Origin of the sequence: Nocardia sp. NPDC051929 (assembly GCF_044548645.1) — a bacterium.
Taxonomy (GTDB): domain Bacteria; phylum Actinomycetota; class Actinomycetes; order Mycobacteriales; family Mycobacteriaceae; genus Nocardia; species Nocardia sichangensis.
Genome location: NZ_JBIUCG010000011.1, coordinates 107,566 through 122,844 on the forward strand (window position 1 = coordinate 107,566; position 15,279 = coordinate 122,844).

12 protein-coding genes and 3 pseudogenes are annotated in these 15,279 nt (G+C 65.3%); 1 reads left to right on the forward strand and 14 read right to left on the reverse strand.

Going from position 1 to position 15,279, the window contains the following annotated elements; translation table 11 throughout:
- Window positions 1–96: 96 nt before the first annotated feature.
- The 14 genes and pseudogenes from sigC to ACIHAX_RS16330 form a co-directional block, all read right to left on the reverse strand.
- A pseudogene (gene sigC / locus ACIHAX_RS16265) lies at window positions 97–630 on the reverse strand (RNA polymerase sigma factor SigC); the annotation flags it as partial.
- Between the two features lie 391 nt (window positions 631–1,021).
- On the reverse strand, window positions 1,022–1,519 hold the full coding sequence (locus ACIHAX_RS16270) for a hypothetical protein (protein ID WP_397278249.1): 498 nt from the start codon (window positions 1,517–1,519) through the stop codon (window positions 1,022–1,024).
- A gap of 454 nt (window positions 1,520–1,973) precedes the next feature.
- On the reverse strand, window positions 1,974–2,609 hold the full coding sequence (locus ACIHAX_RS16275) for a hypothetical protein (RefSeq protein WP_397278251.1): 636 nt from the start codon (window positions 2,607–2,609) through the stop codon (window positions 1,974–1,976).
- Window positions 2,610–3,205: 596 nt separating this feature from the next.
- Window positions 3,206–3,646, reverse strand: coding sequence for a DUF1931 family protein (locus ACIHAX_RS16280; protein ID WP_355078196.1), 441 nt, complete (start codon window positions 3,644–3,646; stop codon window positions 3,206–3,208).
- 13 nt (window positions 3,647–3,659) lie between these two features.
- Window positions 3,660–5,384, reverse strand: a complete 1,725-nt coding sequence (locus ACIHAX_RS16285; RefSeq protein WP_355078067.1) for an FAD-dependent oxidoreductase — start codon at window positions 5,382–5,384, stop codon at window positions 3,660–3,662.
- Entirely contained in the window at window positions 5,362–5,628 is a 267-nt protein-coding gene (locus tag ACIHAX_RS16290; RefSeq protein ID WP_083865197.1) for a UBP-type zinc finger domain-containing protein, read from the reverse strand. The genes ACIHAX_RS16285 and ACIHAX_RS16290 overlap by 23 nt, the downstream gene beginning before the upstream one ends.
- On the reverse strand, window positions 5,625–6,077 hold the full coding sequence (trxA, locus tag ACIHAX_RS16295; protein WP_379252338.1) for a thioredoxin: 453 nt from the start codon (window positions 6,075–6,077) through the stop codon (window positions 5,625–5,627). Before trxA ends, ACIHAX_RS16290 begins: the two co-directional genes overlap by 4 nt.
- A gap of 14 nt (window positions 6,078–6,091) precedes the next feature.
- On the reverse strand, window positions 6,092–8,725 hold the full coding sequence (gene clpB / locus ACIHAX_RS16300) for an ATP-dependent chaperone ClpB (protein WP_397278254.1): 2,634 nt from the start codon (window positions 8,723–8,725) through the stop codon (window positions 6,092–6,094).
- Window positions 8,707–9,035: pseudogene (locus ACIHAX_RS16305) on the reverse strand (chaperone modulator CbpM). Before ACIHAX_RS16305 ends, clpB begins: the two are co-directional and overlap by 19 nt.
- Window positions 9,032–9,937 (reverse strand): DnaJ C-terminal domain-containing protein, encoded by a 906-nt coding sequence (locus ACIHAX_RS16310; RefSeq protein WP_397278256.1) that lies wholly within the window; start codon window positions 9,935–9,937, stop codon window positions 9,032–9,034. Before ACIHAX_RS16310 ends, ACIHAX_RS16305 begins: the two are co-directional and overlap by 4 nt.
- A 6-nt stretch (window positions 9,938–9,943) precedes the next feature.
- The gene (locus ACIHAX_RS16315) at window positions 9,944–10,459 is read right to left on the reverse strand and encodes a nucleotide exchange factor GrpE (protein WP_364425480.1); all 516 of its coding nucleotides are present in this window, start codon (window positions 10,457–10,459) and stop codon (window positions 9,944–9,946) included.
- 8 nt (window positions 10,460–10,467) lie between these two features.
- Window positions 10,468–12,351, reverse strand: a complete 1,884-nt coding sequence (gene dnaK / locus ACIHAX_RS16320; RefSeq protein WP_364425478.1) for a molecular chaperone DnaK — start codon at window positions 12,349–12,351, stop codon at window positions 10,468–10,470.
- 3 nt (window positions 12,352–12,354) lie between these two features.
- Window positions 12,355–12,857 (reverse strand): annotated as a pseudogene (locus ACIHAX_RS16325) (general stress protein).
- A 566-nt stretch (window positions 12,858–13,423) separates the two neighbouring features.
- Window positions 13,424–13,720 (reverse strand): putative quinol monooxygenase, encoded by a 297-nt coding sequence (locus ACIHAX_RS16330; RefSeq protein WP_397278258.1) that lies wholly within the window; start codon window positions 13,718–13,720, stop codon window positions 13,424–13,426.
- A 346-nt stretch (window positions 13,721–14,066) separates the two neighbouring features.
- Between ACIHAX_RS16330 and ACIHAX_RS16335 the strand changes: the two genes are divergently transcribed.
- Window positions 14,067–15,206 (forward strand): glutathione-independent formaldehyde dehydrogenase, encoded by a 1,140-nt coding sequence (locus ACIHAX_RS16335; protein WP_356964064.1) that lies wholly within the window; start codon window positions 14,067–14,069, stop codon window positions 15,204–15,206.
- The last annotated feature ends 73 nt before the right edge of the window (window positions 15,207–15,279 follow it).

Consider the following 15,279-nt stretch of genomic DNA (forward strand, 5'->3'; position numbering starts at 1 on the left):
GCCGACCGGTGTGCCCGGAAGTAGTCGCACCACCACGCCTATCGGTTCCGCGACATGATCACCGTCGGCGGCGGACCCGTCGATCCCCCGCACCACCGAGACGAGGGTTTCGCGGGCACGGGCCACCCGAGAACGAATCGTGCCGACCGGACAACCCACCGTCTGCGCCGCCTCGGCATAGGACATACCCAAGACCTGGGTCAACACGAACGCCTCGCGCCGCTCTTGCGGCAGACTGCACAGCAGGTCGTTCAACGCCACCTCCTCGGCGAAATCCGGCGTGCGCCGATCAGGCCGCTGCTCGAGAATCTGCGACCATTCCGGCACCTGAGTCGTCTTCGGACGAGCGGCGACACTGCGGAACCGGTCCACCACCACGCGGCGAGCGATCGACAGCAGCCAGGTTCGTGCGGTCGAATTCCCGGCGAACCGCGGCAGACTGCCCATGGCCCGCAAGAACGTCTCCTGTGTCAGGTCGTCAGCGGATTGGACATCGGTCAGGTGCGCGACGAAACGCCACACATCGCGCTGCGTCGATTGGATGAACTGCTCCAACGCCTTTCGATTGCCGGCACCGGCCGACAACGCCAGCGCGGTCAGGAGTTCGTCGGACATCCGCGGCCTCCACATCGACGCATCCGGCACACGAGAAAGCGCCCAGCGCTTAGAGCCGATCGAGGAGAAGGACCGTCGCCGCGGCAGGCAGCCGACAGCGGAGAAGGAGAAAACATTCGCACAATTTCTGTTCGCGACACCACCATTCGGCGGTGCGGAGAGACCGGCAGCCGGACTCGCACGGTGCGCACACCGGCGTAGAGGACCGACTGCCGCTGGACGGGGGCCGGGTGTGCGCACCGGCGTCGCGGCAGACCCTGACGGCTTGCTCACGCGCATCGATGACACGAGCGGCTACGTTCGCCCCCGGAATACCGGCAGCGCCGAATCGCGCCGATCGACGATCGGCCGGGCAGCACTGCCTCCACCGGCAGCACAAGGCGTGACTGCCTCCGATGGCGAACTCTCAGAACCGAACCGCGCCCACCGGAGGCCCACGCCGCGCCATCACATGACGCAGCACGCCCGCGCGCAGCGTCTCGATGCGATGGTCGGCTTCCACCACGGTTCGGGGCTCGCTGTCGACCGACGGATGCACCAGAACCAGAAGCAGAGGCGCCAGAATCCGTGTATACAGCGTCGCCAGTAGCGCGAAGAAGGCGAGTTCCCCGCGCCACAGCCACACCGCGCACACCAGCGCGGCCGCCGCGTGCGCAGCGAACATGCCCGCATCACTGTGCGGATCAATGGTTTGGGAAGCGGCGTGAGCGGCCGACATCGATGACATGCCGAACCACACGTGCAAGACCGCCTGCATCACCGCAAGCCCACCGCCGATGGCGAAGAAGCCACGCTGACGATCGGCCAGCGCCCACGCCATCGAACCCGTCGCGGCAAACGCCACGATGAAAGCCGACACCGACACGCTGTGCCCCGCCGAGGCCCCATGCCCCAGCGCCGACAACAACACCGCGATTCCCGCGAACACGATGGCACGTGCCGCCCGCGCGTTCCGGGGCGCGGGCACAGTGTTCATAACGCCGTCCATCATGACACTCATATGCCGGCACTGTCCCGCGGGGTTTCGATCACGGCCTCGTCGCAGGCTGCGAAACCGACGAGCCGAACATCAAGCGGCCGAGCATGATCAGGACCTGCGACGAGCCACTCCCATACCGAGTGCCACAAGCAGGCCCAGGGCGCCCAGCACAATGCCGATCCCGCCGAGCCAGCGCGCGGTCGTATCGCTCGACGAACCAGAACTGGAGGACGCCGACTGGATGTCACCATGGTTGTCGGCGCCACCGGAATGCTTGGCGGCCAACGTCAGCGAAGGAGCTGGACGCTCCGGCTCGGACCCGAGCTCGGCGTCGTGGAGGGTCCGGCACCCGACCACGACTTCCGGACCTACCGACTGCTCAGTGGGTGTCGTTCCAGAACTGGATACCGGCTGCGATCAACGCCGGGACGCCGACGATTACGGTGCCCGCGACCGCGCCCATGCCTGCCAGTGCGGCGCCGGTGATGAGGCAACCGCCGATCGCCGCCGGAACCGCGAGCAGACCGATCGACACCACACCCCCGGTCGCTCCACCGACGATGCCGCCGGCGACGCAGCCGATGCCGCCGCCGATCGCACTACCCAGCAGGCTCCCGACAGTCGCCGCAGCCATCATCGACATGCTGAAGTTGCCGAGGGCCGCGTTGTAATTCGGATGAGACAGTGCATCGATCTCCTGAGCTGTCGCCGCGCTGATCGGGCGCGCGTCGGCGGGGTCGGCGCTCGGGGTCAGCGTGACCGTATCGCCGTCCAGCTGCGCGGCGATCGGCATCGCGCTGCCACCGTGGACGTAGGTCAGCGGAAGAGTCGCGACGGACGTTCCGCTCCGATCGATGAACTGCAGATGGTCATCGCTGACGGTGAGCGCCCCGGCATCCACGGTGAGCACAACCGAGCGGTCGACCACGTTGGCCTGGAAATGGACATCCGGAGTCTCCTGCGTGGGATTCGCCGTCGCGGTTCCCGCCGAGATACACAAAGCCGAGATAGCCATGGCGGCCACCGCAGCGCCCTTACGAAACATCACTGTCGTCTCAACTCTCGATTTCCTTGTGGCAGCGTGGGTTCGCAGCCGACAAAAGGTCGGAGAAGTTGTCGAACCAGTTCCTGATATGACGCACAACACATACCGACAGGAGGAGCGCGATCGCCGAGACCCGCTGTCACCCGTGCCGACGGTCACGGCCCCAGCTTCTGGGTCAGCTCCGCTCACGCTGTGACTTCGCAGTGAACCACGCCGATGGTAGCGGGCCAACGCGCCGGGGACGGACACCACGTTGAACAGCAGATTGCCCATACTCACCCTGAGAGCTACTATAGCCGCCCGCGTCGCATTCCCGGGGCAGATCCAGTAGCAGCATGCGGGATTGCCAGTCGCCGATGGGGCGGGTCACTTACAACTCTATGCGGCGGTTAGGTGCCCGTCGCTGACCGCTCGTCTCGGGTTGACATACCCGGAACTCAATCTGCGCGAGTTTGTTTGCTCTACCAACGCACGCTCAAGGGATACATTGCCGTGCAGACTATTTCGCAGCAGATGAGCCGTCGCGGCCAGCGGCGGTCTACTGGTTCGCCGGGCACGGGCGGTGGTCAGAGCAGGAGATGGAAGATGTCGAAGGCGATGTTCCATTCGGCGGTCCCGGGGTTCTTACGGTCCGGTTCGATCGTGACGAATGTGTGCGCCAGCGCCACGCTCAAGCCTCCGGCAATCAGCGGCAGTCGCTGCTCGGTCGCCTCGGAAAGGGCCATGTCCAACGGCGGCCGGGCCGCCAGTTGATCGAGCACAGACTGTAGTTCGATCTCCTCATCCAGTTTCTCGAACCGGTGGATGCTCTCCTGCAGTCCCTTGGTGATCGGCAGGTCCCACGGTTCGATCACGTCCCTCAGGTTTGCCTTTGCCGAGGCCTTGCCGATGAGGATCAGATCGTAGATCTTGTCGTCGATGAAATCCGTGTAGCGCTTGACGTCGTTCCGGTCGACTTGCAGGCCGGCCGCTGCCCGGAAGAATTGCTGGAATTTCACGGTACCCATCACTGGCATGTCGTCAGCTCCTGTCGAAGTATTCATGGATTTGGCGAACCGCCATCGCTCCCTCACCGACAGCGGAGGCGACACGTTTCACGGAGCCGGTGCGGACGTCACCGGCAGCGAACAGGCCGGGCAGGCTTGTTTCGAGCGTCCTCGACGGCCGGTCGCCAGTCCGCCGGTTGCCGTCCTCACGGGCGTAGACCGCGTCCATGCCCGTGAGGACGAAGCCGTGGTCGTCGAGTGCGATCGCGTCGGCCAGCCACCCGGTGTGCGGCACCGCCCCGATGAAGACGAACAGTGCGTGTACCCGGAGGGTGTCCTGTTCGCCCGTGTGATTGTTCTCGACCACAATCCGGTCGAGGTACTTCTCGCCGTGGACCTCTCGAATCTCGGTATTCCGGTGGACGGTCACGCGTGGATGGCGTTCGATCTGGTCGACGAGGTACCGGGACATGCTCTTTCCGAGGTCACCGCCGCGGATGAGCAGGTGAACCTGGGAGACACGGTCCGCGAGAAAGACGGTGGCCTGTCCGGCGGAGTTTCCGCCGCCGACGATGGCCACCGGGTCGGTGCCGCACATCCGCGCTTCCTGATGGGTTGCGGCGTAGTACACGCTCGTCCCCTCCAGCACCTCGATTCCCGGAACCGCCAACTTGCGATATCGCGCCCCGGTGGCGAGCACGACGGCCCGGCCGCGAACCGTGCCGCCGTCCGCCAGCCGGAGCACGTGGTGGCCGTCCTCGGACCCCAAACCGCTCACCTCCGCCGACACCAGGATTCGGGCGCCGAACTTGCCGGCCTGGATCACGGCTCGCTCCGCCAATTCGGCGCCGGAGATCCCTGCCGGGAAGCCGAGGTAGTTCTCGATCCGTGAGGAGGTACTGGCCTGGCCGCCTGCGGCGAACGACTCCAGTGTCACCGTGTTCAACCCGTCCGAGGCGCCGTACACGGACGCGGCCAGACCGGCCGGTCCCGCACCCACCACGACGAGGTCGAACACGTCCTGGGCTGCGTCGTGGACCGAGTCCGGGACCGGAAGCCCGACGATGCGGGCGAGTTCCGCATTCGTGGGATTGCGCAGCACCTTCTCGCCGTGCCAGATCACGACGGGGGTGTCCTCGGGGGCGACGTCCAGGCTGCGCAGCAGCTGCTCCGCCCGTTCGTCCTGCTCCACATCGATCCATCTGTGGGGCAATCGGTTTCGAATGGCGAACTGCCGAAGCCGCAACGTATCCGGTGAATAGCAGGAGCCGATGATCCGGAATCCCGAACCGAGCCCGATCAGCAGGTGCCGGCGCACCAGGTAGGCGCGCAGGATGAGATCGCTGAGCACGGGATCGTGGGAAACCAGCTCGCGCACCCGGTCGGCCGGGACGACGAGTATCTCGCCGTCCTCGATCGCCTCGGCGGTGAAGAACGCCACCTGGCCTTCCAGCAGTCCTAGCTCGCCCAGGAATCGGCCGGGACCATGCACGCGCAGTAACCGGCGTTCGCCGTCTCCGTCGCCCTCGTCGATGATCGCGACCTTGCCCGAGAGGATGACGAAGAAGTCGTTGCTGGGTTCGCCCTCTCGGATCAGCACCTCGCCGGGGCGAACCGCTCGACGCGTGCCACCGACCTCGAGTGTCGCGACCTGGTCGTCCGTCAGCCGCGGGTATCCTCCGAGCTCATCCGGAGTCTCGTCGAGCGGCGGAATGTCGCGGACGGGAGCGGCGCCCTCAGACGAAGTTCTGGTCGACATAACACCAGCGCCAATCTTCACCTGGCTCCATCGACTGGACGATCGGATGGCCGATGGCGTGAGCGTGCGCGCTCGCGTGCTTGCCCGGCGAGGAGTCGCAGCAACCGACGTGTCCGCACGTCAGGCACAGCCTCAGATGTACCCACGGGGTGCCGAGGCGAAGACATTCCTCGCAGCCCTGCGGAGTCCGGGGTACGACGGGACGGATCGCGGTCACGTGTGGGTCAACATGGACAGATGTCATGGCTTCGTCTCCTTGCCTGCTTTTTCCGAAAGCGCCTGGTCGAGCCATGTGCGCAGTTGTGGTACCGGAGCGGCGCCCGCCTGACGAGCCAGGATCTCGCCTCGGTCCATCACCAGCAGAGTCGGTACGGCGCGGACGGTGAATCGTTCGGCCGTCCTGGGCGCAGCATCCACGTCGATCTTCACCAGCTTGATTCGACCCGCGCGTTCCCTGGCGAGCTGCTCGAGCGCCGGACTGACCATGCGGCACGGGCCGCACCACGTCGCCCAGAGGTCGACGAGCACAGGCACCGAGGATTTCTCGGCGACCTCCGCGAAGTCGTCGTCCCCTGCCGAGGCGATCCAGGGCAGCGGCTCGTGGCAGTTCCCGCAGCGCGGTTTTCCTTCCCCGGCCGCCGCCACCCTGTTGACCTTGCCGCAGTTCGGGCACTTCACCATTTCGGATCCCACGACGGCACCTCTTCTCAGGCCGCCGCGACGGCGGGTTCCGCATACGCGACGGCGAGTTCGTCGCCGTCCACCGTGACACGGATGGTGCCACCCGGTTCGATCTCGCCGCGCAACAGCGCACGACCTATCTTGGTCTCCACCTCGTGGGCGATGTACCGCCGCAGCGGCCGCGCGCCGTAGACCGGGTCGAAACCGTGTTCGGCGATGAGCCGGCGCGCTTCCGGCGTGATATCCAGATGTATTTGCCGCTGCGACAATCTGTTGCGAAGATCGGTGAGTTGTAGCTCGACGATGTGCTCGATCTGGGGCAGCGTGAGCGGGGTGAACAACACGATGTCGTCGACCCGGTTGAGGAATTCGGGACGGAAGTGCCCGCGCAGCTCGGCCAGCACGCGCTCCCGGGCATCCGGTTTGATCTCGCCGTCGGCTGTGACTCCCTCGAGGAGATACAGGGATCCGATGTTGGAGGTCATGATGATCACCGTGTTCCGGAAATCGACCTGCCTGCCCTGAGAATCGGTGATCCGGCCGTCGTCGAGCACCTGCAGCAGGGTATTGAAGACGTCGGCGTGGGCCTTCTCGATCTCGTCGAAGAGCACCACGGAGTACGGCTTGCGGCGTACCGCCTCGGTGAGCTGGCCGCCCTCGTCGTAGCCGACGTACCCGGGGGGCGCACCGATGAGCCTGCTCACCGTGTGCCGCTCTTGGTACTCGCTCATGTCCAGGCGCACCATGTTGTCTTCGCTGTCGAAGAGGGCACTGGCCAGCGTCTTTGCGAGCTCGGTCTTTCCCACGCCCGTCGGGCCCAGGAAGATGAACGAACCGATCGGCCGGCGTGGGTCACGGATACCCGACCTCGCCCGGATCACCGCGTCTGCGACCAGTTGCACCGCCTCGTCCTGACCGACGACCCTCTCGTGCAAAATCTCGTCGAGCTTCAACAGCTTCTCCCGCTCGCCTTCCTGCAGCCGGGCGACCGGGATACCCGTCCACGCGGCCACGATCTCTGCGATCTCGTCTTCGGTGACCACCTCACGCAGCAACGGATTCCGGCCCTGCCTGGTGGCCAGTTGCTCCTCCGCCGCCCTGAGTCTGCGTTCCAGCTCGGTGATCTCGCCGTATCGCAACTCGGCGGCCCGGTTGAGGTCGTAGTTGCGCTCGGCCTCCTCGGCCTCGTGGCGCAACCGTTCCAGCTCTCCCCGCAGCTCCTGCACCCGCCGGATCGCCTGCCGCTCGGCCTCCCACTGAGCGTGCCTGGCGTCGGCCTCGGCCCGTAGGTCGGCCAGCTCCTTGCGCAGCTCTTCGAGGCGCGCCTTGCTGGCCGCGTCCGTTTCCTTGGACAGCGCGGCTTCTTCGATCTCCAGCCGGGTCACCTTCCGGGTGAGCTCGTCGAGTTCGGCGGGCATCGAGTCGATTTCGGTGCGTTGCCGAGCGCATGCCTCATCGACCAAGTCGATCGCCTTGTCCGGAAGGAAGCGGTCGGTGATGTACCGGTGCGAGAGGGTCACGGCGGCGACCAGGGCGCCGTCCTTGATCTTCACGCCGTGAAACACCTCGAGGCGTTCCCGAAGTCCGCGCAGAATCGAGATCGCATCCTCGACACTGGGCTCGTCGACGAGAACGGTCTGGAAGCGACGCTCCAGTGCCGCATCGGATTCGATGTGCTTGCGATATTCGTCGAGAGTGGTGGCGCCGATCATGTGTAGTTCGCCGCGGGCGAGCATCGGCTTGAGCATGTTGCCGGCATCGAGAGACCCGTCGCCGCCGACTGATCCCGCGCCCACAACGGTATGTAGCTCGTCGACGAACAACAGGATGCGCCCCTCTGCCGCCTTCACCTCCGACAGCACCGCTTGCAGTCGCTCCTCGAACTCGCCGCGGTACTTCGCGCCGGCCACCAGGGAACCCATGTCGAGCGAGAAGATCGTCTTGTCGCGCAGGCCCTCGGGCACGTCGCCGCGGACGATCCGCTGGGCGAGGCCCTCGACGATCGCGGTCTTACCGACGCCGGGGTCGCCGATCAGCACCGGATTGTTCTTCGTCTTCCGGCTCAGGATCTGAGTTACCCTGCGGATCTCGGCATCTCGGCCGATGACCGGATCGAGATTGCCTGCCCTGGCCTCGGAGACGAGATCGCGTCCGTACTTCTCCAGCGCCTCATAGGCCCCCTCCGGGGTCGCCGAGGTGACACGCTGGTGGCCGCGCACGGTGGTCAAGACGGTGAGGAAGGACTCTCGCGTGACCCCATGACTGGCGAGGACCCTGCCTGCCGCAGTGGCCGACCCCTCCTCGGAGAGGGCCATCACGAGATGCTCCACCGACACGTAGGAATCCTTGAGTCGCTTCGCCTCCCGTTCCGCCGCGTCGAGCAGCCTGGCCAGGCGCTGGGTGATCATCACCTGACCGGGCGTCGCACCCGGGCCGCTGACCTTCGGCCTACGCGACAGTTCACGTTCCAGATCGGATCGCAGGGCATCGACGTTGGCGCCGGCCTGCTCGAGCAGTCGGGGTACCAGCCCTTCCCGCTGATCGACCAACGCGAGCAGCAGGTGCTCTCCGTCGACCTCGGTGTGACCCATTCTGGTCGCTACATTCTGGGCTTCCTGCAGGGCTTCTCGTGACTTTTCAGTCAGGCTGCCGGTGTCCATGGGGTGCCCTCCTTCCGCGGGAAGCTGCTTCGAGTTTCTCGATTCGATCCAGCAGATCGAGTACGAGCCCGATTGCCGAGTAGTTCAGGCCCAGACCGGTCCGCAGCCGTTGGATGCGGGCGGCATGGGCCACTTCGGATGGTTGGAACGACATCTCGCCGCCGGCGTCTCGGTGGGCGTCGAGCAGGCCGAGCGCCACAAGCCTTCGTGCCAGGTCCGGGTGTAGCCCGGTACGTTCGGCGAAGGCATCTGGCGACAATCCGGGACGGCGAACCAATACGTACCGGGTGACCGGGGTCGGGGTGCTCATGTATCTTTCCTCGGATCGAAGTTCGATTCGGTGGCCAACTGCTCGAACAGCTCACGTTCGCGTGCTGTCGGTTTCGACGGCACCATCACCTTGATCTCGGCGTAGAGATTGCCGTTGGGGCCACGCGGATTGGGCATTCCTTCTCCGCGCAGCCGCAGCTTCCTTCCCGTCGACGAGCCCGGCGCCACTTTGACTTTCGCCTCGCCACCCGGGGTGGGAACGACGACGGTCGACCCGAGCACCGCCTCCCATGGCGATACGGGCAGGTCCACGTAGATGTCGCGACCCTGTATCCGGAAGCGGGAATGCGGCTTGATGCGCACCACGAGGTACAGATCCCCGGGCGGCGCGTCACCGTTGCTCCGCCCGCCTTGCCCGGCCAGCCGGATTCGCTGGCCGTCCAGGACACCGGCGGGAATGTCGACGTCGTACTGGCGTCCGTCCAGTCTGAGTGTGCGTTTGCCGCCCCGATACGCCTGTTCCAGAGTCAGTTCCAGTTCCGCTTCCTGGTCGGCCCCGGGAATCGGCCCGTACCCGCCGGCGCCGCCGAACATCTGCCCGAAGAGGTCCTCGAAGTCGACGGCGCCCTCGCCACCGAAACCTCGACCGAAGTGCACCCTTCTGCCCCCGCCGCCGTACCCACCGGCGCCGGCCCGGACCCGTTCGTCGTAGTCCTCGGGCACACGCCGGAAGTCCGCACCGAATCGGTCGTAACGTTTCCGGGTGTCCGGGTCGGACAACACCTGGTAGGCCTCGTTGGCCTCCTTGAACTTGTCCTCCGCAGTGGGGTCCTTGTTCACGTCGGGGTGATACTTGCGCGCCAGCTTGCGGTACGCCTGCTGGATTTCGTCGGTGCCTGCGCCGCGCGGGACACCGAGCACTTCGTAGTAGTCACGCGCCATCGGTGCTCACCCCTCGGGTCGGCTGACGACCACCGAGGCGGGACGTAACTGCCGACCGTCCTCTCCATAGCCCGGGCGCAAGACCTCGATCACGGTCCCGGAGGGAACGTCCGGTTGGGCCACCACGCTGACCACTTCGTGTAGCTCCGGGGAGAACGGCACACCGACCTCGTCGTGGCGCTCGAAGCCGAACTGCGCCAGCACCTGCACCGCCTGGTCCCGGATCGCCTTCACGCCCTCGACGACGGCCTGGGGATCGCTGCCAGCATGGGCCAGCGCGAGCTCCAAATTGTCCAGCACCGGGAGCCACGCAGCGGATACCTTCGCCACCTCCGCGGCGCGGGCACGGTCCAGATCCTTGGCAAACCGCTTGCGCAGGTTGTCCAGATCTGCAAGGGCCCTGCGCCAGCGGTCCTCGAGTTGAGCCAGCTCGGCCCCCGTGTCGGTGCGATCCGGCGCCGTCTCGGTCTGATCCCCGTCGGTAGCCGACTCGGTCGTCGAATGATCTGCGGACCTTTCCATCGTGTGCCTCAGCTTCGATCGAATTCGGCGTCGATCACGTCGTCGTCATCCGACGACGCCGCTTCTCCGCCGCCTGCCCGGTGTCCGTCTCCGCCGCCGGACTGGACCGGTGCGAGCCCGTAGAGCAGCTGCTGCAGCTCCGAGGTGAGTGGCTCTACCTCCGCGGGGGAAGCATTGTCTTCCACAGCTTTCCTGGCATCGGCGATCAGCATCTCGGCGCGTGCCTTGTCGTGCGGTGGAGCACTGTCACCGAGTTCGGCGAGTCGCCGTTCCACTTGATAGGCAACCGAATCCAGCGCGTTGCGCGCGTCGACCGCCTTTCGCAGCGCCTCGTCCTCGGCGCGGTTCCGTTCGGCCTCCGCGAGCATGCGCTCGACCTCACTCTGGTCCAGATTGCTCTGCTCGCTGATCGTGATGCTCTGCTCCTTACCGGTGTCCTTGTCGCGGGCGGTGACGTGGAGAATGCCGTTGGCGTCAATGTCGAACGTGACTTCGACTTGGGCCTCGCCACGGGGTGCGGGGCGGATGCCTTCCAGCCGGAAGCGACCGAGCACCCGGTTGTCGGCGGCGCGTTCGCGTTCGCCCTGCAGGACCACGACATCCACTGCGGGCTGATTGTCTTCCGCGGTGGCGAACACTTCACTGCGCCGGACCGGGATCGTCGTGTTGCGCTCGATGATCTTGGTCATCACCCCGCCCTGGGTCTCGACGCCGAGGGACAGCGGGGTGACATCGAGCAACAGCACATCGGAGACCTCGCCCTTGAGCACGCCCGCCTGGACTGCGGCACCGAGCGCCACGACCTCGTCCGGGTTGACGCTCATGTTGGGGTCCTTGCCGCCGGTGAGCCGGCGAACCAGCGCCTGCACCGCCGGAATACGTGTCGAACCACCGACCAGAATCACCTCGTCGATGTCGTTGGCGGTGACCTTGGCGTCACTCATCGCCTGCTTCACCGGGTCGAGGCAGCGTTCCACCAGATCCGCCGTCAGATCCTCGAATTTCGATCGCATGATCGTGGTGGTGAGGTGCTTGGGACCGTTCGCGTCAGCGGTGACGAAGGGCAGGTTGACCTGGGCCTGCGTCACCGAGGACAGCTCGACCTTGGCTTTCTCCGCTGCCTCGAAGAGGCGCTGCAACGCCTGGGCGTCTTTGCGCAGATCGATGTTCTCCGCCCGTTGAAATTCGTCGGCGAGGTAGTCCACCAGACGTCGGTCGAAGTCGTCGCCGCCGAGGTGGGAGTCGCCGGCCGTGGCACGAACCTCGACCACTCCCTCGCCGACGTCGAGCAGGCTCACATCGAAGGTGCCGCCGCCGAGGTCGAAGACCAGTACGGTCTCGTGGGTCTGCTTGTCCATGCCGTATGCCAGTGCCGCGGCGGTCGGCTCGTTGATGATTCGCAAAACCTCGAGGCCCGCGATCCGGCCGGCGTCCTTGGTGGCGTTGCGCTGCGCGTCGTTGAAGTACGCGGGAACGGTGATGACCGCTTCTTTGACCTTCTCACCGAGGAACTTGCTCGCGTCGTCGACGAGCTTGCGCAGCACGAGGGCACTGATCTCCTCCGGCGCGTACTTCTTGCCCCGCACGTCGAAGCGAGCCTCACCGTTGTCACCCGGCACGACGTCGAAACTGACCGCTTTGGCCTCCTCGGAGACCTCGTCGTAGTGACGTCCGATGAAGCGTTTCGCGGAGTATATTGTGCCCTTCGGATTCAAGATCGCCTGCCGTCGGGCGAGCTGACCCACCAGCCGCTCCCCGCTCTCGGTGAAGGCCACCACCGACGGCGTCGTCCGCGCTCCCTCGGCATTGGAGATCACCCCCGGCTCGCCGCCTTGCCAGCTTGCGATGACCGAGTTCGTGGTGCCCAGGTCGATACCTACAGCGGTCGCCATGACTCATTCCTTTCGATCGGTCCGGCCGGTGAGCAGGCGAACGGCTTCGTCCGTGACCTCGACGTCGGCAAGGACTTCGTAGTGACGTGGTTGTAATGACTGGATTGAGGTGAAGTCGCGCCGACCGCCCCGCAGCGCGTACATGAATAGGCCGAGCAGGACGCCGACAACAGCGCCGAACACCAGCCCGTAGCAGGCGAGCACGAGGCCGATGAGCAACGGCTGGACCCAGTCGAGTAATCCGAAGATCCAGCCGAACAGTGCGCCGTCAGCGCACCCGCGGCGGCGCCTCGCAAAGCGGCCCAGCCGTAGTTCAATCGGCCGACGACCTGCTCGGCCAGCTCGATGTCGCGTCCGCCGACGGCCAGTTCGTCGACTGTTGAATGCTGGTCGGAGAGGTAGTCGACGGCGCTTTCAGCGTCGGCGTAGTCGTCGAACGTTGCCATTACCTGGCGGGCAGGTTGGTTCAGACGTATCGGCGAGGTTCCGCGATCGGACTCTGACATCACGCCCCCTGGGCGTCGATGATTCGGTGTTCGCCGAGCCTGCGTGAACCAGTTCGGCGTCTGGCCGGTCGGTCAACCGCTTGAACTCACGGACGGCTCAACCGCTGAAAGTTCTTCATCCGCCTGTAGGCGTCGACAGAACGGGAGGCGGTGGCGTCCACACCCCGGCTGGGGCATAGGAGTGCCGGAACCCGCTCGAGGCGGCCGGTGCGCGCACTCCGGGCATCAGCCACTACTTCAGTGCTTCCACGAGTAGAACTCCGATACGAAAGATCGGGACTGCTGAGCGGTGTGACAAGGTCCCAGCAGGTCGGAAGTGGAAGCCAACTACGCCACACAGTGTAGCCACGGGAGCACCGGGAGTCACGGCTCCGTGCCCGCTCGCGCCAGGAACAGCGGTCACCTGCGCGAGGACTTCACCGACGAGGCATCGTCATCTGTTGCGCTCACCTCGTCGTTGCGCACCGAGAATCCGACAGGTTCGGCGGACTCGCGTACCAAAGTTCGCGGTCAGGTGGGTGACGCGGTTCTGTCGAGCTTTCGGGGGGCTGTTTCCAGTCGGTGGTTCAGAGCTTGTTGGCGAGCACGTCGAGGTTGCTGATTTCGGGCGGCGCGGCGAAGAGTTCGTCGGCGCGTTCGCCGAGGGCCTTGCCGACCGGCCCATTGAGATGTGTTTCGCGGGCGGCCTGGTCTGGGAATGCGTCGACGATGCCGAACGTCGAGGGGCCGAACCGTACCGCGAGCCAGGGCTTCGTGCCGGGCTCCTGCTCGACGAGTGGCAGCGCCGATCGGAGGAATTCCACGACCGCGTTTTCCTTGCCGGGTTTGGCTTCGAGTCGGACCAGCAGCGCCTTGGTGGCCATGGCGGGTCTCCTGTTCGAGGTGGTGGACATTATCCAGCATCACATCATCGACCGGTGAAGAGAAGGAGCCGAGCCCACAAATCAATCACCAATCTCGACCCCCTAGCGATCGCGGAGCCGAAAGAGGAGACTCCAGGGTGGAGAACGCGACGCCTGGAATGCACCCACTGCTTGTTGTTCATGACGCGAAACATGGTGGTGTGCCTTAGTTTTGGTGTGTTCTTCCGTTGCGTGCGCTGTCGCCTCGGCTGCTCTAGCAGAACGGTTCGTTCGGTCTGTCGCGCACACGTAACCGCCTGTGGCCGCCGGGCGTCGACCGGAAACGCCGCATGTCAGGAGTATCGAGATGAAAGCGCTTGTGTACGACGGACCCCGTGAGGTTCATGTGAAGGATGTGCCCGATGCGAGGATCGAGCAGCCGACCGATGTGCTGGTAAAGATCACCAGCACCAACATTTGCGGGTCGGATCTACACATGTATGAGGGCCGCACCGATCTGGAGCCCGGGATGGTCCTCGGTCACGAGAACCTGGGGATCGTCGCCGAGGTGGGCAATGCGGTGGTAAAGGTCACCTCCGGGGACCGGGTGTGCCTGCCGTTCAACATTGGTTGCGGTTTCTGCCGAAACTGCGAGGAAGGGTTGACCGCGTTCTGCCTGACGGTGCATCCGGATCCGAAGATGGCGGGCGCCGCGTATGGTTTCGCCGGGATGGGACCGTTCTGGGGCGGACAGGCCGAGTATTTGCGGGTGCCGTTCGGCGACTTCAACTGTCTGCGGCTGCCTGAGGATGCTCAGGACAAAGAAAACGACTATGTGATGCTGGCGGACATTTTCCCGACCGGTTGGCACTGCACCCGTCTGGCCGATATGCAGCCCGGCGATTCGATGGTGGTCTACGGGGCCGGCCCTGTGGGCTTGATGGCGGCATATTCGGCGATGATCCAGGGCGCGAGCAAGGTGATGATAGTGGACCGCCATCCAGACCGGTTGCGCCTGGCCGAGCAGATCGGCGTCATACCGATCGACGACTCGAAGGGCGACCCGGTAGAGCAGGTGCTGGAGCAGACCAACGGGCACGGCGCCGACAAGGGTTGTGAGTGCGTCGGCTATCAGGCCCATGACCCGCAGGGAAATGAGGATTCGGCGATGACCATGAACCGGCTGGTCGATTCGGTGCGGTTCACCGGGCACATCGGCGTGGTAGGCATCTTCTTGCCACAAGACCCCGACGCGCCCGACAAGCTGGAGAAGAAGGGCAAGATCGCCTTCGACATGGGCAAGTTCTGGTTCAAGGGTCAAAAGGCCGGAACCGGGCAGGCCAACGTAAAGCACTACAACCGCCAGCTTCGTGACCTGATCCATGAAGGCCGGGCCAAACCGTCGTGGATCGTCTCTCACGAACTCCCGCTGGCTGAGGCCGAGTCCGGCTACCAGCATTTCGATGCCCGCGACGACGGATGGACCAAGGTCGTAATGCATCCGTGAGGCGGCCCGGACCGATAGGAGCGCAACGATGGCGAATGCACTGCAGGGCAAGCAGTTCGCGAAGACCGGGACA

Excerpts from the sequence above, each read along its gene's own strand:
- ACIHAX_RS16310 (WP_397278256.1), bottom strand. The coding sequence starts at position 9,937 with ATGGCGCGTGACTACTACGAAGTGCTCGGTGTCCCGCGCGGCGCAGGC.
- ACIHAX_RS16335 (WP_356964064.1), top strand. The coding sequence starts at position 14,067 with ATGAAAGCGCTTGTGTACGACGGACCCCGTGAGGTTCATGTGAAGGAT.
- ACIHAX_RS16315 (WP_364425480.1), bottom strand. The coding sequence starts at position 10,459 with ATGGAAAGGTCCGCAGATCATTCGACGACCGAGTCGGCTACCGACGGG.
- ACIHAX_RS16290 (WP_083865197.1), bottom strand. The coding sequence starts at position 5,628 with ATGACATCTGTCCATGTTGACCCACACGTGACCGCGATCCGTCCCGTC.
- ACIHAX_RS16285 (WP_355078067.1), bottom strand. The coding sequence starts at position 5,384 with ATGTCGACCAGAACTTCGTCTGAGGGCGCCGCTCCCGTCCGCGACATT.
- dnaK (WP_364425478.1), bottom strand. The coding sequence starts at position 12,351 with ATGGCGACCGCTGTAGGTATCGACCTGGGCACCACGAACTCGGTCATC.
- ACIHAX_RS16330 (WP_397278258.1), bottom strand. The coding sequence starts at position 13,720 with ATGGCCACCAAGGCGCTGCTGGTCCGACTCGAAGCCAAACCCGGCAAG.
- ACIHAX_RS16275 (WP_397278251.1), bottom strand. The coding sequence starts at position 2,609 with ATGGCTATCTCGGCTTTGTGTATCTCGGCGGGAACCGCGACGGCGAAT.
- ACIHAX_RS16280 (WP_355078196.1), bottom strand. The coding sequence starts at position 3,646 with ATGGGTACCGTGAAATTCCAGCAATTCTTCCGGGCAGCGGCCGGCCTG.
- clpB (WP_397278254.1), bottom strand. The coding sequence starts at position 8,725 with ATGGACACCGGCAGCCTGACTGAAAAGTCACGAGAAGCCCTGCAGGAA.